At 68.2% G+C, this 24,033-nt stretch carries 24 protein-coding genes and 2 pseudogenes; 16 read left to right on the top strand and 10 right to left on the bottom strand.

The window, feature by feature from the left end; all coding sequences use genetic code 11:
* From QLH51_RS08020 to QLH51_RS08000, 5 genes and pseudogenes are all read left to right on the top strand, one after another.
* Positions 1-117, top strand: a pseudogene (locus QLH51_RS08020) (IS5/IS1182 family transposase); the annotation flags it as partial.
* A 423-nt stretch (positions 118-540) separates the two neighbouring features.
* A pseudogene (locus tag QLH51_RS08015) lies at positions 541-1,602 on the top strand (PA0069 family radical SAM protein).
* 62 nt (positions 1,603-1,664) lie between these two features.
* The gene (locus QLH51_RS08010) at positions 1,665-3,083 is read left to right on the top strand and encodes a M48 family metalloprotease (protein WP_206429008.1); all 1,419 of its coding nucleotides are present in this window, start codon (positions 1,665-1,667) and stop codon (positions 3,081-3,083) included.
* A 39-nt stretch (positions 3,084-3,122) separates the two neighbouring features.
* Entirely contained in the window at positions 3,123-4,289 is a 1,167-nt protein-coding gene (locus QLH51_RS08005) for an NAD(P)/FAD-dependent oxidoreductase (protein WP_125657559.1), read from the top strand.
* Entirely contained in the window at positions 4,253-4,765 is a 513-nt protein-coding gene (locus tag QLH51_RS08000; RefSeq protein WP_125657556.1) for a DNA-deoxyinosine glycosylase, read from the top strand. The genes QLH51_RS08005 and QLH51_RS08000 overlap by 37 nt, the downstream gene beginning before the upstream one ends.
* A 61-nt stretch (positions 4,766-4,826) precedes the next feature.
* Here the strand turns inward: QLH51_RS08000 and QLH51_RS07995 are convergent, their stop codons facing one another.
* Positions 4,827-5,285, bottom strand: coding sequence for a hypothetical protein (locus tag QLH51_RS07995; RefSeq protein ID WP_125657553.1), 459 nt, complete (start codon positions 5,283-5,285; stop codon positions 4,827-4,829).
* Between the two features lie 213 nt (positions 5,286-5,498).
* On the opposite strand from QLH51_RS07995, the gene QLH51_RS07990 reads away from it, so the two are divergent.
* Genes QLH51_RS07990 through coaD form a run of 3 tightly spaced genes read left to right on the top strand, consistent with a single transcriptional unit; the run spans position 5,499 to position 7,143 of the window.
* Positions 5,499-5,741 (top strand): exodeoxyribonuclease VII small subunit, encoded by a 243-nt coding sequence (locus tag QLH51_RS07990; RefSeq protein ID WP_125657550.1) that lies wholly within the window; start codon positions 5,499-5,501, stop codon positions 5,739-5,741.
* Positions 5,741-6,646: a polyprenyl synthetase family protein gene (locus QLH51_RS07985; RefSeq protein ID WP_125657547.1), complete on the top strand. Its 906-nt coding sequence runs from the start codon at positions 5,741-5,743 to the stop codon at positions 6,644-6,646. The genes QLH51_RS07990 and QLH51_RS07985 overlap by 1 nt, the downstream gene beginning before the upstream one ends.
* Positions 6,643-7,143 carry a pantetheine-phosphate adenylyltransferase gene (coaD, locus tag QLH51_RS07980; protein WP_125657544.1) on the top strand — a complete coding sequence of 167 codons (501 nt, stop codon included), beginning with the start codon at positions 6,643-6,645 and terminating at the stop codon, positions 7,141-7,143. Before QLH51_RS07985 ends, coaD begins: the two co-directional genes overlap by 4 nt.
* Before the next feature lie 24 nt (positions 7,144-7,167).
* Here coaD and QLH51_RS07975 read toward each other — a convergent pair whose 3' ends face one another.
* On the bottom strand, positions 7,168-7,722 hold the full coding sequence (locus tag QLH51_RS07975) for a DedA family protein (RefSeq protein ID WP_125657541.1): 555 nt from the start codon (positions 7,720-7,722) through the stop codon (positions 7,168-7,170).
* 100 nt (positions 7,723-7,822) lie between these two features.
* On the opposite strand from QLH51_RS07975, the gene QLH51_RS07970 reads away from it, so the two are divergent.
* The 5 genes from QLH51_RS07970 (at position 7,823) to QLH51_RS07950 (ending at position 11,836) form a co-directional block, all read left to right on the top strand.
* Entirely contained in the window at positions 7,823-8,851 is a 1,029-nt protein-coding gene (locus QLH51_RS07970; RefSeq protein ID WP_125657538.1) for a COX15/CtaA family protein, read from the top strand.
* Positions 8,848-9,639 carry a hypothetical protein gene (locus tag QLH51_RS07965; RefSeq protein WP_125657535.1) on the top strand — a complete coding sequence of 264 codons (792 nt, stop codon included), beginning with the start codon at positions 8,848-8,850 and terminating at the stop codon, positions 9,637-9,639. The genes QLH51_RS07970 and QLH51_RS07965 overlap by 4 nt, the downstream gene beginning before the upstream one ends.
* Before the next feature lie 128 nt (positions 9,640-9,767).
* Positions 9,768-10,247: a 50S ribosomal protein L13 gene (rplM, locus tag QLH51_RS07960; RefSeq protein WP_125657532.1), complete on the top strand. Its 480-nt coding sequence runs from the start codon at positions 9,768-9,770 to the stop codon at positions 10,245-10,247.
* Positions 10,247-10,807: a 30S ribosomal protein S9 gene (gene rpsI, locus QLH51_RS07955; RefSeq protein ID WP_125657529.1), complete on the top strand. Its 561-nt coding sequence runs from the start codon at positions 10,247-10,249 to the stop codon at positions 10,805-10,807. Before rplM ends, rpsI begins: the two co-directional genes overlap by 1 nt.
* Positions 10,808-11,086: 279 nt before the next feature.
* Positions 11,087-11,836 (top strand): class I SAM-dependent methyltransferase, encoded by a 750-nt coding sequence (locus QLH51_RS07950; protein ID WP_125657526.1) that lies wholly within the window; start codon positions 11,087-11,089, stop codon positions 11,834-11,836.
* 123 nt (positions 11,837-11,959) lie between these two features.
* Here QLH51_RS07950 and QLH51_RS07945 read toward each other — a convergent pair whose 3' ends face one another.
* The 6 genes from QLH51_RS07945 to kduI form a co-directional block, all read right to left on the bottom strand.
* On the bottom strand, positions 11,960-12,715 hold the full coding sequence (locus tag QLH51_RS07945) for a metallophosphoesterase family protein (protein WP_125657523.1): 756 nt from the start codon (positions 12,713-12,715) through the stop codon (positions 11,960-11,962).
* A gap of 46 nt (positions 12,716-12,761) precedes the next feature.
* Entirely contained in the window at positions 12,762-13,961 is a 1,200-nt protein-coding gene (locus QLH51_RS07940) for an MFS transporter (RefSeq protein WP_125657520.1), read from the bottom strand.
* A complete protein-coding gene (locus QLH51_RS07935; RefSeq protein ID WP_206429007.1) occupies positions 13,958-16,534 on the bottom strand; it encodes a PAS domain-containing protein in 2,577 nt (858 codons plus the stop codon). Before QLH51_RS07935 ends, QLH51_RS07940 begins: the two co-directional genes overlap by 4 nt.
* A 66-nt stretch (positions 16,535-16,600) precedes the next feature.
* Positions 16,601-17,602, bottom strand: a complete 1,002-nt coding sequence (locus QLH51_RS07930) for a sugar kinase (RefSeq protein WP_125657514.1) — start codon at positions 17,600-17,602, stop codon at positions 16,601-16,603.
* Positions 17,599-18,351, bottom strand: coding sequence for a 2-dehydro-3-deoxy-D-gluconate 5-dehydrogenase KduD (gene kduD / locus QLH51_RS07925; RefSeq protein WP_125657511.1), 753 nt, complete (start codon positions 18,349-18,351; stop codon positions 17,599-17,601). Before kduD ends, QLH51_RS07930 begins: the two co-directional genes overlap by 4 nt.
* 231 nt (positions 18,352-18,582) lie before the next feature.
* On the bottom strand, positions 18,583-19,422 hold the full coding sequence (gene kduI, locus QLH51_RS07920; protein ID WP_125657508.1) for a 5-dehydro-4-deoxy-D-glucuronate isomerase: 840 nt from the start codon (positions 19,420-19,422) through the stop codon (positions 18,583-18,585).
* 839 nt (positions 19,423-20,261) lie between these two features.
* Here kduI and hemF point away from each other — a divergent pair.
* Both hemF and QLH51_RS07910 read left to right on the top strand, forming a co-directional pair.
* Entirely contained in the window at positions 20,262-21,104 is an 843-nt protein-coding gene (hemF, locus tag QLH51_RS07915) for an oxygen-dependent coproporphyrinogen oxidase (protein ID WP_125657505.1), read from the top strand.
* Between the two features lie 4 nt (positions 21,105-21,108).
* The gene (locus QLH51_RS07910) at positions 21,109-21,702 is read left to right on the top strand and encodes a GNAT family N-acetyltransferase (protein ID WP_125657502.1); all 594 of its coding nucleotides are present in this window, start codon (positions 21,109-21,111) and stop codon (positions 21,700-21,702) included.
* On the opposite strand, the gene QLH51_RS07905 is transcribed toward QLH51_RS07910, so the two are convergent.
* Positions 21,675-22,409 carry a hypothetical protein gene (locus QLH51_RS07905; RefSeq protein WP_125657499.1) on the bottom strand — a complete coding sequence of 245 codons (735 nt, stop codon included), beginning with the start codon at positions 22,407-22,409 and terminating at the stop codon, positions 21,675-21,677. The two genes, QLH51_RS07910 and QLH51_RS07905, sit on opposite strands and share 28 nt — an antisense overlap.
* Positions 22,406-23,242, bottom strand: coding sequence for a hypothetical protein (locus QLH51_RS07900; protein ID WP_125657496.1), 837 nt, complete (start codon positions 23,240-23,242; stop codon positions 22,406-22,408). The genes QLH51_RS07905 and QLH51_RS07900 overlap by 4 nt, the downstream gene beginning before the upstream one ends.
* Positions 23,243-23,302: 60 nt before the next feature.
* Between QLH51_RS07900 and lipB the strand changes: the two genes are divergently transcribed.
* On the top strand, positions 23,303-23,989 hold the full coding sequence (gene lipB / locus QLH51_RS07895) for a lipoyl(octanoyl) transferase LipB (RefSeq protein ID WP_125657493.1): 687 nt from the start codon (positions 23,303-23,305) through the stop codon (positions 23,987-23,989).
* Positions 23,990-24,033: the final 44 nt, after the last annotated feature.

Raw genomic sequence — 24,033 nt, 5'->3', positions numbered from 1 at the left:
AACCGATGCCGACGCCTCGCCAAGGACTGGGAGGCTTCCATCGCCTCGTCAGAAGCATGGCTCATCATCGCATCCATCAGGCGAATGACCCGCCGTATCGCAAAGCTCGAATTATGAGTCGGGCTCTAACACTAATCCAACAAAATCGCTGCGAGTACCGCAATTTTTGTCTCGCCTCGCCCTGCAAACCGCTTGTCAGCCCTTGCGGACCACTGACTGGGGTTCGGGCCACTGGGGAAGCGTTGAGCGTGCTCGGTACTGTACGACCAGCAAAAAGACCCGGCGCAGGATCAGGCCAGTAATAGGATATCGAACGAAAGGTGCACCCGATGGTCAGCACGGTTGTCCGACAACTGAAGAGCGGAGCACCCGCCTCGAAAGACGGGTGCCCCACAGCGCCATTGGAAGGCTCAGGAAAAATGTAGCGCCGGGGGTATCGTTCCGCATCGGCTACGATCGTCAGAGCAGTTCAGCTAATCCATTCGGGAGGTACGGGACGCAAAGCCTCGCGAACGCCCCGCAGACGCCCGCTGAGCGTCTTTGCCGGCTTTGGGCTATCTGGGGAACCTGACCAGCACTAGGTTCAATCTTCCACAGCGCTTGGATGACATGGATTGGCTGGACGAGCGCGACGCTATTGACGGCCCCCCTCCCCGTCCTTGCACTACGGGGCAAGTAGTTCATACCAAAACTATTATTTCCTACAACAGCAGCCCGGACCTGCCCTTCGACCGGAGTATAAGTCCGTTGGTGGGCTGCTAGCATGGCTGCATCTATTGCTTCGCGCGACCGACCCATGCCTGGCACGACCTGTCGCCGGGGCTTGATTTCGAGACGAAGCTGTTCGCCAAGCCCGATGCGGCGGCGCTGCTGCGCGCCGAGCTGGCAAAACCGGGCTATGTCGCCAGACCGGTCGCGATAGGGACCAATACCGACCCCTACCAACCGATCGAGCGCGACTGGCGGATCACGCGCGACTGTATCGCGGTGCTGACGGAGACGGACCATCCGCTGACCATCACCACCAAGTCCGACCGGGTGGTGCGCGATCTCGACCTGCTGGCGCCGATGGCGGCGAAGGGGCTGGTGAGCGTCACGCTGTCGGTCACGTCGCTCGATCCGGCGATCGCGCGGACGCTGGAGCCGCGGGCGCCGCATCCGGAAAAGCGGCTGGCGGCGGTGGCGACGATGGCGCAGGCGGGGGTGCCGGTCTTCGTCTCGATCTCTCCGGTCATCCCGGCAATTACCGATCACGAGGTCGAGCATCTGATCGAACGCGCGGCTGCGGCCGGCGCGCGTGGTGCCTATTTCCTGCCGGTGCGCCTGCCGCATGAGGTCGCGCCGCTGTTCCGCGCGTGGCTGGAGACGCATTTCCCCGATCGCGCGGGCAAGGTGATGGCGATCGTCCGGGCCTTACGCGGCGGACGCGACAACGATCCCGGCTTTCATTCACGGATGCGCGGCCAGGGGGTGTGGGGCGAACTGCTGGCGACACGCTTCGCCCTCGCCTGTCGCCGCCACGGCATTGGCAGGGGGCATCCGCGGCTGCGCTGCGACCTGTTCCGCCCGCCCGCTGGCGCGCAGGGCGAGTTGTTCGGCTGAGCCACGGAACCGTTGCCGTATCGCAACGTATTCCGACCAGGGACAATCGGGGACGACGGACGATGACGACACGGATCTGGACTGCGGCGATGCTGTGTGCCGCGACGATCACCGCGCCGGCCGGAGCGCAGACGCGATCGATCTCGCAGAGCGACCGCGCACAGGGGGCGCAGGCCAATCCGCAGCTGGTCGCGCAATATGGCGGCGCCTATTCCGGGCCGCAGTCGGCCTATGTCGAGCGCGTCGGCAAGAAGGTGGCGCTCCAGTCCGGCCTGTCGAACGCCAGCGGCGACTTCACCGTCACGCTGCTCAATTCCCCGGTCGAGAACGCCTTCGCCATCCCCGGCGGCTATGTCTATGTCACGCGGCAATTGCTGGCACTGATGAACAGCGAGGCGGAACTGGCGGCGGTGCTGGGGCATGAAGTCGGCCATGTCGCCGCGCGGCACAGCAATTCGCGCAACACCCGGTCGACCATCGGCACGCTGGGCGCGACGCTGCTGGGGGCGGTGACCGGCAGCGATCTGGTCGGGCGGCTGGCCGGCGCCGGATCGCAGCTCTACACCCTGTCGTACAGCCGCAACCAGGAATATCAGGCCGACCACTTCGGCGTGCGCTATGCGACCGGGGCGGGCTATGCGCCGTCGGGCATGGCCGATGCGCTGATCCAGCTGAACGAGGCGCAGGCGCTGGCCGCGCAGACCAGCGGGCGCGGCGGCAACACCGTGCCGACGTGGATGAGCACCCATCCCAACGGCGCCGAACGGGTGCGCCGCGCGATGCAACTGGCGCAGCAGGCGGGCGGCGCCGCGACCCGGCCGGCGCAGGACACGACCTATCTGCGGATGCTCGACGGGCTGCGCTATGACGACGATCCCGCGCAGGGGGTGATCGACGGCACGACCTTCAAGCATCCCGGCATCCGCATCCGCTTCACCGCGCCTGCGGGCTACGCGCTGCAGAACGGCACCGATGCCGTGACGATCGCCGGGCAAGGCGGGCAGGCCGAGTTCCGCATGGCGGCGGCGGGCGACCCGGCGAGCGTCGTGCGACAACGGCTCGCGGCGCTCGGCGCACGCAATGCGCCGCAGCCGGAAGCGACGCGGATCAACGGCACCGACGCGGCGATCGCGACCGTGCGCGCCAACGCCAACAACCAGGCCGTCGACGTGACCATCGTTGCCTATCGCTACCCCTCGGCCACCTATTATTTCCAGATCGTCACCCCCGCCGGGCGCGGCGTCGGGCCGTTCGAATCACTGATCGACAGCCTCGGCACGCTGAGCCAGGCGGAGGCGAGCGCGATCACCGGCAAGCGCATCCGCATCGTCACGGTCAAGACCGGCGACACGGTGGACTCGCTCGCCCGGCAGATGGCCTATTCCGATTTCCAGCGCGACCGGTTCCTGACGATCAACGGCATGGACGACGACGCGCGGCTGGCGCCGGGACAGCTGGTGAAGCTGGTGGTGCGCGGCTGACCCCTTTCCGCCGCTCCGTCCCCATGCGAAGGGGCGGCGATGACCAGCCATGACGTCATCATTCTCGGCGCGGGCGGTGCCGGCCTGTTCTGCGCGGGCGTCGCCGCGCAGCGCGGGCGGCGGGTGGCCGTCCTCGACCACGCCCCCGAACCAGGGCGCAAGATCGTGATCTCGGGTGGCGGGCGCTGCAACTTCACCAATATCGGTGCCAGCTGGGACCGCTATGTCTCGGCCAACCCGCAGTTCGCGCGGTCGGCACTGGGGCGCTACTCCGCGCAGGATTTCGTCGCACTGGTCGATGCCCATGGCATTGCGTGGCACGAAAAGACGCTGGGCCAGCTGTTCTGCGACGGATCGGCGCGACAGGTCGTCGCGATGCTGCTGGACGAGGCGCAGGGCGCGGATATCGCGCTGGGCCAGCCGATCCGCGACGTCGTCCATGCCGACGGCGTCTTCACCGTCGTCCATGGCGAGCGCAGCGTCACCGCCCCGTCGCTGGTGATCGCCACCGGCGGCCCGTCGATCCCCAAGCTCGGCGCGACCGGCTTCGCCTATGACCTCGCCAAACGCTTCGGATTGAAGCTGGTCGAACCGCGCCCGGCGCTGGTGCCCCTCACGCTGCCACCGGAGGATGCGCTGTTCCGGGAATTGTCGGGCGTCGCGACCGAGGTCGTGGCGGGCGCGGGCAAGGCGCACTTCCGCGAGGCGGCGCTGTTCACCCATCGCGGCCTGTCGGGCCCGGCGATCTTGCAGGCGTCGTCCTATTGGCGGCACCGCGAGGCCGTTACGATCGACTTCGTGCCCAATCAGCCGGCGGGCTGGCTGGTCGAAGCCAAGCGCGTGCGGCCCCGCGCCGGACTGCGATCGGCGCTGGGCGCGACGCTGCCCGACCGGCTGGCGGAGGCGCTGGCGGCGAAGTTCGCGGTGGCGGGCGAACTGGGCAACCAGCGGGACGCGACGCTGACGCAGATCGAGCGACAACTGTCCGGATGGCAATTCCATCCGAACGGCACCGAAGGCTTTGCCAAGGCCGAAGTGACGGTCGGCGGTATCGCCACCGACGGGCTGAACCAGAAGACGATGGCGGCGAAGCACCTGCCCGGCCTGTATGCCATCGGCGAGGCGGTCGACGTGACCGGGTGGCTGGGCGGCTATAACTTCCAATGGGCATGGTCGAGCGGCTGGGCGGCGGGACAGGCGGTGTGACGCGCAAGGCGTCGTTTCCGCCCGTTGTCGACACGTCGACACGGGCGTTGATCCTCGGCAGCCTGCCGGGCGACGCATCGCTGGCGGCGGGACGCTATTATGCCCATCCGCAGAACCAGTTCTGGCGGCTGCTGTCGCCGGTGGTGGGGGTCGATTTGCCCTCACTCGGTTATGACGACCGGCTGGCGGTGCTGCGGGCAGCGGGGATCGGCCTGTGGGACGTGGTGGCGAGCGCCACCCGGCCGGGCAGCAGCGACGCCGCGATCCGCGAGGCGACCGCGAACGACGTCGCGGCGCTGATCGCGACCCTGCCCGCGCTGCGGCTGGTGGCGTTCAATGGCGGGACGGCATGGAAAGCGGGCCGCAGTCTGGTGTCCGGCGTCGAGACGCTGGCGCTGCCGTCGAGCAGCCCGCTGCATACGGTCGGGGTCGCCGCGAAGCAGCCGGCGTGGGATGCGATCGGGGCGTATCTGTAATCGGCTCGAACGCCGCCCCCTTCAATCGGCAAGGCGGTAGCATCCAGCAAGAACCATTTCGCTACAAACCCTTAATTGCGTCCGCACCGCGAATCAGGGTGTGAGCGAAGTCGGCGCGACCGTAGGTATTGCCCTGTGGTTCAAAGCCAAACCCGTCAAAACAGACAATCAGCGCCGAGATGACATAACTCGAGGCGCGCATTTCATTCGGGGTGCGAACCCGAATGCTCAGAACCGCATCCTTTCCACCGATTTTTTCGGAAGCAGAGATGCTCATCAGCCGGTCATTCACATTCTTCACCTCCGCCGGCATTACCAGGGCCGGGGCGAGTTCTCCTTCGAGATACGCGTCCGTGCCGTCGATCGCCGCAAGCACCCCGTCGCGCACAACGCCTGCACTGTCCAATCCAGGAAAGCGTTTGATCTGGACCGGATAATCATGGTCCGTCATGCACTGCTGCACCGCAGCGGCGGTCGGCCAGTTTGCAGCGGGCACAGCTACGTAGAAATCGACACTCATGCGACACCTCCATCAACAACAACATATCCGGCACCGGCCGATACTATTACTGACACCTTACAATTGTGCAGCGCATGCTGTCGAACATACTCCCTTGCCCCTAGCTCCGGCCGGCCCGCGCGATGCGACGCAAGCCGGATCGCACTCCCAATCCGCCGACACCCGGCACGCCCCGGTTGCAATAGCCCTGCCCCCTGCCCCATAGCATCGCCCATGTCCGACGAACGCGATGTTTCCACCCTGTCCTTCGAAGATGCGCTGCGCGAACTCGAGGGAATCGTCAGCCGGCTGGAAACGGGTCAGGAAGACCTCCAGACCGCGATCGACCTCTATGCCCGCGGCGACCTGCTGCGCGCGCAGTGCGCCGCCCGGCTCGATGCGGCGCAGGCACGGATAGAGGCGATCCGGATCGATGCCGAAGGACGCGCCACCACCCAGCCGTTCGACGCGCAGTGATGGCGACCGTCGCGCCGCCGGTGTCGCTGAACGCCGCCCTTCGCGAAATCTCGGCCGAGATGGATCGCCAGTTCGATGCGCTGTTGCCCGTTCCGGGCGATCCGCGCGCGAACCTGTACCGCGCGATGCGCCATGCCGCGATCGGCGGGGGCAAGCGGCTCCGCCCTTTGCTGGTGTTCGCCACCGCGCGGCTGTTCAACGTCGAGCGGGTCCGCGCGGCGCGCGCCTCGCTCGCGATCGAATGCATCCATGTCTACAGCCTGATCCATGACGACCTGCCGGCGATGGACGACGACGATGTCCGCCGCGGCAAGCCGACGGTGCACAAGGCGTATGACGAAGCCACCGCGATCCTCGCGGGCGACTGCCTCCACGCGCTGGCGTTCGAAATTCTCGCGCACGAAGCGACCCACTCCGACCCGCACGTCCGCATCGAACTGATCGCCGACCTCGCGCACGCTTCGGGACCGTCGGGCATGGCCGGCGGGCAGGCGATGGATCTGGAGGCGGAGGACACCAGCTTCGACCTGAATACCGTCACCCGGTTGCAGGCGATGAAGACCGGCGCGCTGATCGCCTGTTCGGTCGAGGCCGGCGCGATCCTCGGCCGTGTCTCCGCCGAGCAGCGCACCTCGCTGCGCGGCTATGCCCGCGACATCGGCCTCGCCTTCCAGATCGCCGACGACATCCTCGACGTCGTCGGCGACGAGGCGGCGGTCGGCAAGGCGCTGCGCAAGGATGGCGAGGCGGGCAAGGAAACCTTCCTCTCGCTGCTCGGCCTTGACCGCGCGCGCGAACAGGCGCGACGGCTGGTCGACCAGTCGATCGAGCATTTGCGCGACTTCGGCCCCGAAGCCGACCTGTTGCGCGCGATCGCCCGTTATGTGCTGGAGCGCGACCGGTGAGGATCGGCGTCTATCCCGGCACCTTCGATCCCGTCACGCGCGGGCACATGGACATCATCCGGCGCGGGGCGAAGCTGGTCGACCGGCTGGTGATCGGCGTGACGACCAACCCGTCGAAGTCGCCGATGTTCTCGCTCGACGAACGCCTCGCGATGGTCGAACGCGAGGTGGCGGAGGTCGGGGGCGATATTCAGGTGGTGGCGTTCGACGCGCTGCTGATGACCTTTGCCGAGCGACAGGGGGCGAGCGTGATCGTCCGCGGCCTGCGCGCGGTCGCCGATTTCGAATATGAATATCAGATGGCGGGGATGAACCAGCAGCTGAACGACCGGATTGAGACAGTCTTCCTGATGGCCGACGTGTCGCTGCAACCGATCGCGTCGCGGCTGGTCAAGGAAATCGCCATGTATGGCGGGTCGATCGCGAAGTTCGTGTCGCCCATGGTGTGCGAAGAAGTGGTGGCGCGCGTCGAGAAACTGGGCCGCAAGGGCGAATAATGCCCTTCCCCGCACGGGGAGGAGTTACGCGCGCCGCTTCACCAGCCACGTCACCCCCGCCAGCAGCACGATCGCGATTCCGCCGCCGGCCAGCACCTGCCACGACGGCAGCCACCGTCCGACGATCTCGCTCAGCCCGTGCCCGAACCAATAGCCGATCGACACGAAGATCGTTGCCCAAAGCAGCGCCGCCGATCCGTTCAGCACCACGAACCGCCCCAGGGGAAGTTGCGTCGTGCCGATCGCGATCGGGCTGACGGTGCGCAGGCCGTAGAGGAAGCGGAAGGCGAAGACGAACAGCGTCGGATGCCGTTCGAACGCGGTCAGTGCGCGGGCGAAGGCGGGCTTCGCGCTCCACCGCCGCACTCGCGGATGATCGCGAAACCGGCGTCCGGCGGCGAAGAACAGCTGGTCGGCGATGAACGATCCGACCGCCGCGGCCACGATCGCACCGACATAGGGGAGCACGCCGCGCTGGACCATGATCCCGCCCAGCACGACCACCGTCTCCCCCTCCAGCCCCGCGCCCAGCGCCAGCGCGGCGAGGCCGTAGCGCGCGATCAGCGCCTCGATCGTCATGGCAGGGTATCGGTCATCGCGGCACCGTAGCGGCTCGCCCCGCACGGTAAAGCGAAACACGGCCCTTCCGCCGCTACCGCCCCCGCGCTAGATACCGGCGATGCTTGCCCCGCCCCTTCCCTCGCGCGCCCGGCCGGGTGCTGTCGCCCGCTGGCTCTGGTGGGTGGCCGCGCTGATCGTGGCGATGGTGGTGGTCGGCGGCATCACCCGGCTGACCGAATCCGGGCTGTCGATCACCGAATGGAAGCCGCTGTCGGGCACGCTGCCGCCGCTCGACGCGGCGCAATGGGAAGCGGAATTCGCCAATTACCGCCGCATTCCCGAATATCAGCTGCTCAATCAGGGCATGACGCTGGCGCAGTTCAAGGGCATCTTCTTCTGGGAATATGTCCACCGGCTGCTCGGGCGGATCATCGGCCTCGCCTTCGCGCTGCCGCTGGCGTGGTTCTGGCTGCGCGGCGCGATCCCCGGCGGCTATAAGGTCCGGCTGGTGGCGCTGCTGGCGCTGGGCGGGTTTCAGGGGGCGATCGGCTGGTGGATGGTCGCGTCGGGGCTGTCGGTGCGCACCGACGTGTCGCATATCCGGCTGGCGGTGCATCTGCTCAACGCGCTGTTCATCCTTGCCGGCACGGTGTGGACCGCGCTCGACCTGCGCGAGCTGGCGGGGGACCGCTACGCCCGGCCGGCACGGCTGACCGGGATCGGCGCGGCGGCGGGGGTGATCCTGTTCGTCCAGCTGCTGTACGGGGCATGGGTCGCCGGGTTGAACGCCGGCCTCGTCACCGATCAATGGCCGTTGATGAACGGGCGATTCTTCCCCGCCGACGAATGGGCATCGCGCCGCGCCCTCGATGCGATGGTCAACGACCCGTACGTCGTCCACTTCATCCATCGCTGGTGGGCATGGGTCGCGGTCGCGGCGCTGGTCCTGCTGGCGCGCGCCGCCAGGCGCGCCGGCCATCCGAAGGTCGCGCGGATGATCCACATCGCGTTCGGCATCCAGATCCTGCTGGGCATCGGCACCGTCATGAGCGGGGTCCGGATCGAGGTGGCGGCGCTGCACCAGCTGGTCGGTGCGCTGCTGGTCGTCGCCACCACCTGGGGCGCGCACGCAGTCGGCCGGCGATGATCGACCTGCCACCGCCGGCGATCGAGGCGGCCAGTGCGACCGGCTTCGCACCGGCGCTCGACACCGCCTATCGCTACCATATCGAGCAACAGCGCGACGAAGCCGGCGTCGCCCGCCGCTACACCACCGATCGCACCATCCGCTTCCGGCGGATGGTCGACGGGCTGGTCGCCGAAATGGTGATCGACACGGTCGACGGCAGCCTGTCCGACGGCCCCGGCGCGATGTTCGAGCGCGCCTTCGCGACGCTGCGCGGGCGCCCGATCCGCTACACCCTGTCCGACCGCGGCGAGGTGACCGGCGTCGTCGATCGCGCCGGCGTGTGGTCGGCGCTGGTCGATGCCATCGCGGCGCAGGCCGGGACCGATCCGGCACGCGCCGCGATGCTGCAACGGCTGACCGCGCCGCTGCGCGCCATGACCGAGCGGCAGCAGGTCGCGATGCTGGGGTCGATGCTCGCCAACGTCCTGGCCCCCGACATCGTCCGCCGCGGCGTCCAGCCCGAACGCGCGATCCGCCGACCCGGCACGCCGCCGTTCGGCACGGACACCGACGTCACCGGCAGCGAGCGGGTCCATGCAGAGGGGCGCGACCTGATCGCCGAGGAACGGCTGGCGGGCACGATCCCCGCAACCGGCGGGCGGCCGACCGGGCGCCGTACCAGCACCGTGTCCCGCACCGTCGACGCCACGACCGGGCTGATCGTCCGTCAGACGTCGACCGTACGCATCGACAGCGGGGACGCCACGTCGATCGCCACCACCCGGATCACGCTGCGCCGGCCATAGGGTATTCCAATACCCGTCAGCAAAGCCGCCGTTTGCTTGACTTTCTGCCGGCCGTTGGGCATTTGCCCGGCGTTCGCACCGCTCCGGTTCGGGGCGGGCGCGTCATACATCCGAAAGGTCCAACGCCCATGAAGGCGCTCATGAAGACCACCAAGTCGGCCAAGCCGCACGAGGTGGAAAAGAAGTGGCATATCGTCGATGCCGACGGCCTGGTGGTCGGTCGCGCTGCGTCGATCATCGCCAACGTCCTGCGCGGCAAGCACAAGACGTCGTTCACCCCGCATGTCGATTGCGGTGACAACGTCGTCGTCATCAATGCCGACAAGATTCGCTTCACCTCGAACAAGGCGAAGACGAAGACCTATTACAAGCACACCGGCTATGCCGGCGGCATCAAGGCGGTCACCGCCGAGAAGGTCCTCGAGGGCCGTTTCCCCGAGCGCGTGCTGGAAAAGGCCGTCGAGCGGATGATCCCGCGCGGGCCGCTGGGTCGCGACCAGATGCGCAACCTGCGCATCTTCAAGGGCACCGAGCATCCGCATGAAGCGCAGAACCCGCAGGTTCTCGACATCGCGAGCATGAATCGCAAGAACAAGGTGGGCGCATAATGTCCGACAACCGCCAGTCCCTTTCCGACCTCGCCGGCCTGACCGGCCAGCAGGCACCGGAAGCCGCCGCACCGCAGGCGTCGGCCGCGCAGGTCGACGGTGCCGAAGCGCCCGTCGCCCCGGTCGAACCCCCGCGTCCGACCATGCCGCTGCGCGCGCAGGAAATCGACGCCTATGGCCGCGCCTATGCGACCGGCCGCCGCAAGGACGCCGTCGCCCGCGTGTGGATCAAGCCGGGTTCGGGCAAGATCACCATCAACGGCCGCGATCAGGAAGTGTATTTCGCGCGTCCGACGCTGCGTCTCGTCATCAACCAGCCGTTCGGCGTCGCTGACCGCAATGGTCAGTATGACGTGATCTGCACCGTCAAGGGCGGCGGCCTGTCGGGTCAGGCCGGCGCGGTCAAGCATGGCATCAGCCAGGCGCTGACCCGCTACGAACCGATCCTGCGCGCGCCGGTCAAGGCCGCCGGGTTCCTGACCCGCGACAGCCGCGCGGTCGAGCGCAAGAAGTACGGCAAGGCGAAGGCCCGCCGCAGCTTCCAGTTCTCGAAGCGCTAAAACCCGTTCGGAAACGCGCCCCGACGGGCGCGTTTCGCGGTACTGGCCCGCTCCCCCACCCGACCACCCACAGCGTATCCTGATCGGGTGGTCGGGTGGGGGAGCGGGCCGGTACCGTCTCAGGACAAAAACGCCACGCGCGGGGGCTCGAAAAGTTCCCGTTTGCGGCCAAATGCGTGCCGATTGGGGCGGTCCGGTGTCGGGCCGCCCTTTTCGTTTGCCGCGGAACCGTATAGCGAGAGCCGGTCCGCACGCTGGCGGAACCATCCAAGAGACGCCATGACCTCGCGCGCCAAGACTTCGTTGCTGCCGCTCGCCGATTCGGACCTGTGGCCCGACGAACTCCGCCGCAGCCTGTCGGACAAGCTGTTCACCATCGCGTTCGGCGCGATCCAGTGGCCGTGGCTGCTGCGCAGCCTGTCGGGCGGCAAGAAGGCCGACAAGGCACGGCTGATGGCCGATCTCGGCCTCGCCCCCGACGCGCTGCCCAATCTCGGCAGCTGGAAGGCCGATACCGGCTATCTCTCGCTGATCGTCGAGCGCATCGCGGCCAGCCGCCCGCGCACCGTCGTCGAACTCGGCACCGGTGCGTCCAGCCTCGTCACCGGCGCGGCCTTGGCCAAGCATGGCGGCGGGCAGCTCATCAGCTTCGACCAGCATGCCGGCTTCGTCGATGCGACCCGCGACTGGCTGGCCGAACACGGCATCGCCGCCGATCTGCGTGCGGCCCCGCTGGTCGAGGCGCCGGGCGACTGGCCGGGCGTGTGGTACGATATCGACGCGTTGCCCGATCAGGTCGATCTGCTGCTGATCGACGGCCCGCCATGGACCATCCACCCCTATGTCCGCGGCGCGGCGGAAACGCTGTTCGACCGCCTGCCGGTCGGCGGTGTGGTGATGCTCGACGACGGCGCGCGGCCGGGCGAGCGGGTCGTCGCGCAACGCTGGCGCCGCCGCTGGCCGAACTTCCGCTTCGAACTGGTCAATCGCGGGACCAAGGGTACGTTGATCGGGCAGCGGCTGTCGTAACGGCTACCCGGGTGTTTGATCCATCCGACTGTAAACGTCACCCCGGCGAAGGCTGGGGTCTCCATCTGCTCCTGCTGCGCGCTACCACCGGAAAATCCCCGCCTTCGCGGGGATACGACGGGCTCACCCCACCGTAACCGGCTCGTCCGCCGCCCCCATCTTCCGCGCGATCGTCTCGAACGCGCCATTCTCGATCCGGATTTCGTTGAACGACGGCGGATCGTCGCGGGTGCGGATCGACAGCGTGCCGGCGCCGACCATGCGCAACCGTCCGGTTCCGGTGCGGTAGGGGATATCGAACGGGTCGTGGACATGGCCCGACAGCACGGCATTCGCGCCCGCCGCCGCAACCGCGTCGAGCGCGGCGCTGCCGCCGCGCGTCTCGCCGCTCGACTTCGTACCGACATCGATCAGCGGATGATGCGCGGCGATGAAGATCAGGTGGCCGTCCGGCACCTTGCCGATCAGCTCCAGCGTGCGCGACAGCGCGCGGTCGCCGACATAGCCCTTCGACCAGTCCCAGCGGAACTGGAACCGCGCGGTCGTCTTGAGCGGGACGATCGCGACGCCGTCGATCTCCAGCGGCCGCTCGATCATCCGTTCCAGCCGGCGATAGCGCTTGTAGGGGCGGACGAAGCGCGCGAAGAGATTGTAGAGCGGTAGGTCGTGATTGCCGACCTCGACCGTGACCGGCCGACCCAGCCCTTCGAGCCATTCGGCCGCCGCCTCGAACTCGGCGGCGCGGGCGCGCATCGTCAGGTCGCCGGTCATGACGATCGCGTCGGGCTGTTCGCGACGCACCGCATCGCCGAACCATGCGAGCGCCGCCTTGTCCTCCGCACCGAAATGGACGTCGCTGACATGGAACAGGCGGATCATCAGGCGCTCCCGGAAATATCGTTCCGGTCCCAACGCATGATGTGCCTCAGCGCTCCGAACGGATTGCCAGTGCCGTGCCGCCGCCGACCGCCGCGACCAATGCCAGCGCCACGAACACCGCCCCCAGCCCCGCACCGGCGGGCACCAGCGCGGCGAGCAGCGGCGGCACGCACGCGGGCAGCGTGTTGGTGAGGTTCAGCACCGCCAGGTCGCGCCCGCGGGTGTCGGCCGACGGCAGCAACTGCATCGCCAGCGCCGCATGCAGTGCCAGGAACACCGACAGCCCGGTCTGCGCCATGCCATAGCCGATCGCCGCCCCGACGAAGCCGGGCGCCACCGCCATGCCGATCAGCCCGGCGACGACCAGCAGCGTCGCGCCGCCCAGGAACGGCTTGCGCCCGCCGACCCGGTCCGACCAGCGGCCGGCGAGGATCGTGGCGACGACGACGATCGCGGTGACGATCGCCATCGCCTGCGCCACCGGCCCCGCCGCATCGCCGGTGCCGCGCCAGCGATCGGCGAAGTGGAAAAAGGCATAGGCGGTCACGCCGTTGCCCGCGACCTGCATCGCCAGCCGCGCGACCCACGCGCGGACCAGATCGGCGCGCACCGGCGCCGCCGCCCCTTGCCCGGCATCGGCAGCGGCGACATCGCCCGCCCCCCGCTCGCGTGCGAACAGCAGGAACGGCACGATCATCGCCGTCGCCAGCACGACGTTCGCCGCGAACCGTGCCGCCTCGCCCGCGAACAGCGGCGCGGTGACCGCTGCGGCCGACAGCACGCCGATCGGGTGCGAGATGCCGAGCAGTCCCGACACCCGCCCCTTCGCCCGGTCGGGCACTTCATCGGCCATCACCGCGACCATCGGCGCGAACATCAGGTTCAGCGCGACCTGCCAGAATGCGATCGCGCCCAGCAGGGCCGACGGCGTCCGCGCCAGATGGATCGCAAGAAACGCGAACGCGATCAGCACCAGTCCGACCGCGATCGGCAGCCGCCGGCTGCGGCTGCGACGCCAGTGCAGGTCGCTCAGCCAGCCCGCGGCGATGTTGGCGACGCTCGCGACCGCCGATCCGGCCAGCACCGCCCATCCCAACAGCGCGACGCGGTTGCCGGGATCGATCGCATCGACCTTCACCTGCAACAGGATCGACACGAACGGAATGAACGCGACGAACAGCCCGCAATAGGCGAGCGTGTAGAGCGGCACGAAGCCGCGCGCCGGTACCGCGCCGCCGGGGCTCAACGCCCGGCGGTCCGGCGCAGCGCCGTGACGAGCTGGCCGATGGTATAGGGCTTGTGAAGCAGGTCGAAGCCCATCGTCCCGTGGCGGACGATCACGTCGCTATAGCCACTGGTCAGCAGCACCGGCAGGCCGGGATACCGATCGCGCACCCGCGCGGCTAGCTCGACGCCGTCGATGCCCGGCATCATCACGTCGGAAAACACGATGTCGAACCCGTCGGGCCGCTCGGCCAGCATCGCCAGCGCGGCCTGGCCGTCGACGACGTGCAGCGGATCATATCCCTGCGCCTCCAGCGCCTGCGTCGTCGTCGTGCCGACCGCGACATTGTCCTCGACCACCAGCACGCGCAGGCCATGTCCGGCCGCCGGCGCCGCGACGTCGCGCGCCGCCGCCGGGGTCCGCTCGGGCGTCGTCACCTGCGGCAGGTACAGCGCGAACTCGGTATCGGCGGGCGCGCTGCGCGCGCGCACCTCGCCGCCGGACTGCTTGGCGAACCCGAATACCTGGCTGAGGCCCAGGCCGGTGCCCTTGCCCAGTTCCTTGGTGGTGAAGAAGGGTTCGAAGATGCGGGTCAGCGTCTCCGCATCGATGCCGCTGCCGGTATCGGCGACGGTGATCGCGACGAACCGTCCGGTCACGGCCGGGGCGGTGGCGCTGGCGGGAATCCCGTCGACCGCACGCACTCTCAGCGTCAGCCGGCCCTGACCCTGCATCGCGTCGCGGGCGTTGGCGGCGAAATTGACGATCGCGGTGTCGAACTGGTTCGGATCGGCATCGACGAACACCGGAGCCGCGCACGGTTCGATCGTCACCTCGATCCGCGACCCGGCCAGCGTGCGGACGATGTCGCCCAGCGCCAGCACCGCCTCGTCGACGTCGAACACCGCCGGCTGCAACGCGGATCGCCGCGCGAACGCCAGCAACTGTCCGGTCAGCTTGGCCGCGCGATCGACGGTATCGCTGATCGCCGACAGATACCGCTCGCGCCGTTCGTCGGTAAGCGTCGGCTGGCGCAGCAGGTCGACCGACGACCGGACGATGGTCAGCAGGTTGTTGAAGTCGTGCGCGACGCCGCCGGTCAGCTGGCCGATCGCCTCCATCTTCTGGCTCTGGCGCAGCGCGTCCTGCGCGGTCACCAGCGCCCTGGTCCGGTCGACGACCTGTTCCTCCAGCGATTCGGCCAGCGCCGCCAGCTCGCGCTCGGCCCGGCGGCGCTCGGTCGCGGCGCGGGTGCGTTCCGCGACTTCGCGGACGAACGCGATCTCGTCGTCGCGCCACATGCGCGGCTCGCCATGGTTGGTGTAGATCAGCGCGACCAGCCCGCCCAGTTCGGTCAGCGGCATGTTGATGAACGCGCGCGCGTTGATCGATTCGAGCTGTGCGGCGGTGCCGGCGGTGCGCGGGTCGATCCGCGCGTCCTCGACTACCGCCGTCTCGCCGCGCTTCAGGTCGTCGATATAGCTGCCATAGTCGCGGAAATGCAGCACGCCGGCGATGGTCGTCACCCCCGGCGCGTTCCAGTCGCGCTCGATCGTGATCGTCTCCGCCTGCCGGTCGACCACGCCGTATCCTACCCGGTCGACGCCCAGCGCCTCCCCGATGATCCGCGACGCGGTAACGCCCATCTCGACCGGATCGTCCAGCAGGCGCAGCTGGTCGTTCAGCTCGGCCATGGCGGCGCGCATCCGCTCCAGCCGCTTGTAGACGGTGACGTCGATCGACACCCCGGTCAGCCGCACGACCTCGCCATCGGTGTTGCAGGTCGGTTGCCCGCGACTGGCGATCCAGCGCGTCTCGCCGTCGCCCGCGCGGATGCGGACCTCCATCTCCAGCGGCGCACCGGCCAGGCTCTCCTCGATCGCCGCCAGCGCCGCTGCCCGGTCGTCGGGGTGCAGGATCGCGGCGATCTCGGCCGGCGACGGCGGGTAATCGGCGTCGAACCCGAAATTGGTACGGCAGATCGCCGACATGGTCAGCTGGCGCGTCGCCCGCTCGAACGACCATGTGCCGAAGCGCCCCGCCTCCAGCGCGAACAGCATCTCGCGCTCGCGTTCCTCCTGCTCGCGGAACCGCCCGGCCAGTTCGGCCAGCAGCGCGACGTTGCTCGATTCCAGCCCCTCCACCCGCGCCCGTTCCGACGTCACGTCGAGCTGGCTGGCAAAGAAATAGACGAGCTGTCCGTCGGCATCGTGGACCGGCGCCAGCAGCAGCCGATTCCAGAACGGCGTGCCGTCGCGGCGATGGTTGCGGATATCGATCTCGATCGATTGCACCGCCGCGACTGCCGCGCGGATCTGTGCCACCGTCGCCGGATCGGTATCCTCGCCCTGCAGGAAACGGCAGTTGCGGCCGATGATCGCATCGCGATCGTATCCGGTCAGGCGGCAGAAGGCGTCGTTGGCGAACACCACCGGATTGTCGGGCAGCCGCGGGTTGGTGACGATCATCGGCATCCGCGTGGCGCGGACGGCCGCGACGAACGGATCGGTCCCGCCATCGGTGCCGGCGATCTCCAGCGCGATACGGCGATCGTCGCTGGCAGCCTGTCGGCTGGAATCCGCCCTGTCGTCCACGTCGCCTCGCATCATCCCGGAACGTGGACCGCGTGCGGCCGTTCCCCCGTACGAGCTATGCGGGGATCAGCGGCGAACGTCCAGCCCGCCCGACAGGAACGCGTCGATATCCGCCTGACGAAACAGGCTGAAATCGCCGGGCAGCGAATGTTTGAGCGCGGCGACCGCCAGCCCCCAGCTGGCGGCAGTGGCATCGTCCTGCCCCGACATCAGCGCATGCAGCACGCCGCTGGCAAAGGCATCGCCGCCGCCGATCCGGTCGACGATGCCCGACACCGCCACCTCGGCGGTCTGCACCGCGCCCGTGCGGCTGTCGATCCGCGCCGACAGGCGGTGACGATCGGCATCGTCGACATGGCGCGCGGTCGAGGCGATGTGCTTCAGGTTCGGGAAGGCCGCGAACGCCGCTTCCGCCGCCTCGCGCCGGCGATCCTCGCCATCGCCCGAAAACTGTTCGCCCAGCAACAGCGACACGTCGCGGTGGTTGCCGAACAGCAGGTCGGCCATCGCCACCAGCCGGGTCAGCACCCCGCGCGGGTCGCTGTCCCACGCCTCCCACAGCCGCGCGCGATAATTGCCGTCGAACGAGATCGTCAGCCCCCGCGCGCGTGCCGCTTCCGCCGCGGCGATCGCGGCATTCGCGGCGTCCGGCCCCAGCGCCGGCGTGATCCCCGACAGATGCAGCCGGGTGCAGCCCGCCAGCAACGCATCCCAGTCCCATGCGGCGGCAGGTGCCGTCGCAAAGCTCGACCCGGCGCGGTCATAGACGGTGTCCGACGCGCGCAGCCCTGCGCCGGGGCTGAGGAAATACAGCCCCATCCTGCCGTCGCGGGTCGCGACCCGCGAACAATCGACGCCCTGCGCCCGCAATGCCGCCACCGCCCCGCGCCCCAGCGGGCTGTCGGGCACGGCGCTGACCATCGCGCTGGCATGGCCGAGGCTGGCCAGCCCCACCGCGACGTTCGCCTCGGCCCCGCCGACATGCACGTCGAACCGCCCGCTCTGCATCAGCAGCTCGCGGCCCGGCGCGGTCAGCCGCAGCAGCAGCTCGCCGAAGCACAGGATCATCGCGCCAGCCACCCGCCATCGACCGCCAGCACATGGCCGTTGACGTAATCCGACGCCGCCGAGGCGAGGAACACCGCCGCCCCGCCCAGATCGCCGGCATCGCCCCAGCGCCCGGCCGGAATCCGCTCGACGATCTGGCGGTTGCGCGTCTCGTCGGCCTGCAACGCGGCGGTATTGTTGGTGGCGATATAGCCCGGCGCGATCGCGTTGACGTTCACGCCCTTCGCCGCCCATTCGTTCGCCAGCAGCTTGGTCAGCCCGCCGATCCCGGATTTCGATGCGGTATAGCTCGGCACGCGCACCCCGCCCTGAAAGGTCAGCATCGACGCGATGTTGACGATCTTGCCGCGCCCCTTGGCCACCATGTGCCGCCCGGCGGCCTGACACAGGAAGAACACCGATTTCAGGTTGGTGTCGATCACCGCGTCCCAATCCGCCTCGGTGAAGTCGAGGCTGTCGGCGCGGCGGATGATCCCGGCATTGTTGACGAGGATATCCAGCCCGCCGAGCGTATCGACCACCTGTGCGACGACGCCCTCGACCGGAGCGATCGTCGACAGGTCGGCCGACACGATCTCCGCCCGCCGGCCCAGCGCGCGCACCTGTTCGGCGGTGTCGGTCGCGGGCGTCCGCCCGATCAGCGCGACGTCCGCCCCGGCGGCGGCCAGCGCCAGCGCGATCGCCTGTCCGATGCCGGTATTGGCACCGGTGACGGCCGCGACCCGGCCCGAAAGATCGAAGGGATTCATGGCAACTCCTCGGTTCCCCGGCTGGGCGGGGCGCCGCGTATCAATCAGTTAGTGGAAGACAACCGTTCGTCCTGAGTAGCCACTGAGCGAAGTCGAAGAGGCGTATCGAAGGACCGTTTGGGGCAGGTGCTTCGATACGGGTCTTCGACAAGCTCAGCCCCTGCTCGGCACGAACGGTTTTCCATCAGATTCATCGGGCATGGCGCAGCCATAGGACCGCTCCCATGCCCCTTACGCCAGCTGGCAGATGTCCAGCACGTTCATGTCGGTATAGTCCTGATTCTCGCCCGCCATCGCCCAGATGAAGGCATAGGCGCGCGTGCCCGATCCCATGTGCACCGACCATGGCGGGCTGATGACCGCTTCCTCGTTGCTCATGACGATGTGGCGCATCGCTTCGCCCTCGCCCATGTAATGGAACACCTTGTCGTTGTCGGTCGGCAGTTCGAAGTAGAAATAGATCTCGCTGCGACGCTCGTGGATGTGCGGCGGCATGGTGTTCCACACGCTGCCGGGCTTCAGCACGGTCAGCCCCATCACCAGCTGCGCCGAATCGCACACGCCGGGGATCACCAGCTGATAGATCGTCCGCTCGTTCGATTCTTCCAGGCTGCCGCGCTCCAGCGCGTTGGCGTCGGCGATGCCCAGCTTGCGGGTCGCGAAGCCCTGATGCGCCGGGCACGACGCGATGTAGAAGCGCGCGCCGTTACCGCCGAACTCGACGTCCCTGGCACCCATCGTGACATAGACGCAGTCCTTGTTGCCGAGCGTGAACGTCTCGCCGTCGACCGTCACGGTGCCGTCGACCGCACCGACATTGACCACCGCCATCTCGCGCCGTTCAAGGAACGGATGCCCCTCGGCCGACTTCGGCTCGGTCTGCGCGGGCAGCTTCACCGGCGCATCGCCCACCGCGACGCCGCCGATCACGAAGCGTTCGGCATGGGTGTAGTTCAGCACGCATTCGCCGGTCCGGAACAGCCCGTCGATCAGGTAGCGGTCGCGCAGTTCCTCGTTCGACACGCATTCCATCATGTCGGGGTGCGTCGCGTAATAGGTCCGGTCGAACATCGTTCTCTCCTGATGGTAACCGGTATCAGCAGCATCGGGGCTGTCGGCGTACCGGCACGTCTTTGGGTCTGCCACCGTCCTACCGTCCTCCACCGGATGCGTCGACCGGTTTTTGCGATGGTCAGGTGGCGGTTTTTCCAGCGTTCCGGTTCGGCAACAGGCCGTACGATTCACCTGTCGGCAATTCCGACATATGGACCTTGCTCCTTACATACGGAACAAATGCCGTTGCTCACGCACGATGCCGCAGGAGAACGGCTATCGTTGACACCGGTTTCTCGCTGAACTGATTGATATTTTGCGCACATCGTCACCCCGCGCTTGACCAAGACTTTTCCGAACGCCCTCAATCCGTACCCCGGCGAAGGCCGGGGCCCAGTTGGGGAACGTTGGTAAGATACGGAAAAGCCATTCCAACTGGACCCCGGCCTTCGCCGGGGTACGGTTTCAGGACTTTCGCAGCGGTCCCGGCTTGACCCCGGGGTGACGGGAGGGGCCGGATCGTTCGAGCGGAAGCGTCCATCGCTCACCCCAAACGGCCGAATGTCGATCGACCCTGAATCATCCGAAGGCGTTGTCGAACCCACCCTCCACCACGCCTTCATCGGCACCCGCCATAAACCCCTGTCCTACACGCCCACGCCCTGCCACACTCCCCGACGCTCTTTGACAACCGCACCGCGTCCCGCTCCGGCAAATGGTCTGCGCGCAAACCGTGGCGAGTGTGACTTTTGTGACCTTTGGCGGATTTGCGTCGTTGCGAAGTCCGGCGACCGCTTCGAAGGCATGGGACATTCCGCCCTCTTGCCCCGCCCCGCCGCACCCGCCAAAGCCGACCGATGCAACCGCTCGACCCCCAGCAGCTCGCCGCCCGTACCTGGTTCGAATCGCTGCGCGACCGCATCTGCGCCGCGTTCGAGGGGCTGGAGCGCGAGGCCGGTTCCGATGCCGCCTTCGCCTACACCCCTTGGGACCGGACCGATCCGTCGGGCGCGCCCGGCGGCGGCGGGGTGCGCGGGGTCATGAAGGGCCGCGTGTTCGAAAAGGTCGGCGTCAACGTCTCGACCGTCGGCGGCACGTTCGAGGGCGAGTTCGCCAAGTCGATCCACGGCGCGGCGGACGATCCCCGCTTCTTCGCCACCGGCATCAGCCTCGTCGCGCACATGGCCAACCCGCATGTCCCCGCCGTCCACATGAACACCCGCTTCCTCGTGACGACGAAGCGCTGGTTCGGCGGCGGCGCCGACCTGAACCCGCCGATCCCCTACGACGTCGACACCGCCGACTTCCACGCCGCGATGCAGGCGGCCTGCGACGCGCACGACCCGGCGCACTATCCGCGGTTCAAACAATGGGCCGACGACTATTTCTACATTCCCCACCGCGGCGTCCATCGCGGCGTCGGCGGCATCTTCTACGACCATCTCGGCGACGACTTCGACCGCGACTTCGCCTTCACCCGCGACGTGGGCGATGCGTTCCTGTCGATCTATCCCGCCCTAGTACGGCGGCGCATGGCGATGCCGTTCGACGATGCCGACCGCGCCCGCCAGCTCGAATGGCGCGGGCGCTATGCCGAATTCAACCTCGTCTACGATCGCGGCACGCTGTTCGGGCTAAAGACCGGCGGCAATATCGACGCGATCCTGATGAGCCTGCCGCCGCTGGCGACGTGGAGCTGACGCGGTGGGGCTGATCCCGGTCCGCCCGGGTGAGGTGGCGACGATCGTCACCTCGCTCGAAATGCTCGATCGGCCGCGCCCGGCGCCGCTGCCGGCCTCGCCGCTGCGGCTGGTTCGCTGGGAACGGCCGACGCCCGATCGCTATCGCGCGCTGTTCCGCCGTGTCGGTGGCCCGTGGCTCTGGTTCTCGCGACTGGTGATGCCCGACGACGCCCTCGCCGCGATCGTCCATGCCGATACCGTGCGCATCTGGGCGGTGGTCGACCGGGCGGGGATCGAGGTCGGGATGCTCGAACTCGACGATCGCACCGCCGGCGAATGCGAACTGTCCTATGTCGGGCTGATCCCCGAACTGGCCGGACAGGGGCATGGCCGCTGGCTGATGGCGCACGCGCTAGCGCTGGCATGGGGCAAGGACGTGCGGCGGGTGTGGGTGCATACCTGCACGCTCGACCATCCCGGCGCGCTCGCCTTCTATCGCCGCTCGGGCTTCGTGCCCTTCCAGCGGACGATCGAGACCTTCGCCGATCCGCGCGTCGCCGGGGTGCTGCCCGACGACTGCGGCGGCCATTATCCCCTGTTGCCCAGCCGGCGATAGATCGTCGCGCGGGTCAGGGTGAAGGCGATCGACATCGCCGCCGCCACCACCGACGCCGCGGTGGCGAGGATCGCCATCGTCACCGGATTGGTCCCGCCCGCCGACACCGCGCCCGCCGTGGCGCTGAGCAGCAGCACGACCATCTGCGCCCCGAAATAGATCAGCGCGGACAGCGACAGCAGTTGCAGAGCATGCCCCTTGGTCAGTCCGATCGCCCGGCTCATCGCATCGCCGAAGCGCCGCTCGGGTTCCACCATCAGCACCGGCAGCACGACGAACACCCGGCCGATCACATACAGCATCGGCAGGATGAACAGCAGCAGCCCGCCGAGCTTCGCGGCATTGACCAGCAATGTCGCGCCGACCAGCACCGGCAGCCGCCGGAACGCCGTGCGCAGCGCCTCGCCCACCGTCGGCCGTGCCGGATCGAGGATCAACGCCAGCAGCACGGCGATGCCGACCAACTCCGCCACCGCCTGCAACGCCAGCCAGTGGACGTTGTCGACCAGATAGGCCTGCATCGACGCCAGCAGCGCCTGATCGTCCTGGGCGGCGGCGCGCGCCGCGATACGGTCGGTGCGCATGAACAGCGCCATCGCCAGATTGGGCAGGAAGAAGAAGACGCCGGCGACCGCGACGATCACGTCCCGGTCGCGGCGCCAGATCGCCAACGCTTCCTGTACTGCGGCACCGACATTCAGCTTCATGCGAAGACGGCCGCGTCGTCCTGTTGCCCGACGATCTCGCGATACAGCTTGCCGACGACCGCCGACTGGTACAGCGCCAGCGCGGCGCTGACCGCCGCGACGGCGATCGCCCCGCCGATGATGGCGAGCGAGAAGCTGCTGTTCGGGTCGGACAGCAGGCCAAGGACGCCACCGACGACGAACTGCGCCGCCGACACCGCGACCCCCGCGACGATGGCGTAGAGCAGCAGCAGCCCGATCAGCTTCCACGTCAGTCCCCGCGTCAGGCGGAACGCCTGCGCGATCGAACCGACGCCGCGCCGTTCCATCGCCACCACCGCGTTGATCAGCAGCAGCCGGGCCGAGGCCCACAGCACGAACAGCGCCAGCACGAAGAAATAGAGCACCGACACGCCCAGCTTCGCGAACTCTTCGGGCTGCGGCGGCAGGCCCGCCATCACGCTTTGGAAATCGAACCCGCTGGCGACCGCGAGGATCACGCCGGGGAGCGCCAGCACCGCGAGGATCGCGACCAGCACGATGCTGACGCCGATCAGCGGCAGGAACCGCGACTTGGCGAGGCCCATCGCGACGGCACGCTGCTCGCGCCCGTTGGGCTGCGCGGCAAAGGCGATCAGGTAAAGCGCACCCCATAGCGACACCAGGGTCGTGACCAGCGACACCAGCCCGAACACCGCCGCCATGCCGCCGCTCGACGTCGCGCGCACCCCGGCGAGGCTGCCCGACAGCGCGGGTGCGGCGAACTGCGTGATGAGCAGGACGGGCATCACCTCGCCCAGATGATCGCGGACGAAATCCACCGCCCGATCCCACACCGTTCCGATCTTGACCATTGTTGCACGCGCTCCCCTTTTATCCGATGGATGCTCTACCCATCCTGATCCCGAATGAAAATGCCTCCTGATCCCATCGTCCCGCCGATCGCCGTCGCCCAGCAGATCGAATGGCGCGCCGAAACCGCGCCGGTCGACTATCCCCATGCGCTCGCCGCGATGGAGGCACGCGCCACGGCCATCGCCGATGGCCGCGCGGGCGAGATGGTGTGGCTGCTCGAACACCCCCCGCTCTACACCGCGGGCACCAGCGCCGATCCCGCCGAACTGCTCGATCCGCGTTTCCCGGTACATGCCGCCGGGCGTGGCGGGCGCTATACCTATCACGGGCCGGGGCAGCGGATCGGCTATCTCATGCTCGACCTGACGCAGCGCGGGCGCGACGTGCGCCGGTTCGTCCATGCCGTCGAATCATGGGTGATCGGTGCGCTGGCGACCTTCGACATCCACGCCTATGCCGTGCCCGACCGGATCGGCATCTGGACCGCCGACGGCGGCGCGGAAGCGAAGATCGGCGCGATCGGCGTCCGCGTGCGCCGCTGGGCGACGCTGCACGGTTTTTCGGTCAATCTGGCCCCAGATTTGTCACATTTCGGGGGCATTGTTCCGTGTGGGATCGCCGAATATCCCGTGACCAGCGCCAGGGCGCTCGGGAAAACGGTCGACCCGACGATGTTCGATGTCGCGCTCGCCGCCGGTCTTCCGGCGTTTCTGGACGCGCTGTACCCTTGCGCGAAAGAGGCTTGAGGGCGGCTCCCCCTTCGACTAATGTCCGGCACGGATTGGGTATT

It is taken from the genome of Sphingomonas sp. 2R-10 (genome assembly GCF_030062225.1).
Lineage (GTDB): Bacteria > Pseudomonadota > Alphaproteobacteria > Sphingomonadales > Sphingomonadaceae > Sphingomonas.
This window is presented reverse-complemented; position numbering and strand designations above follow the sequence as displayed.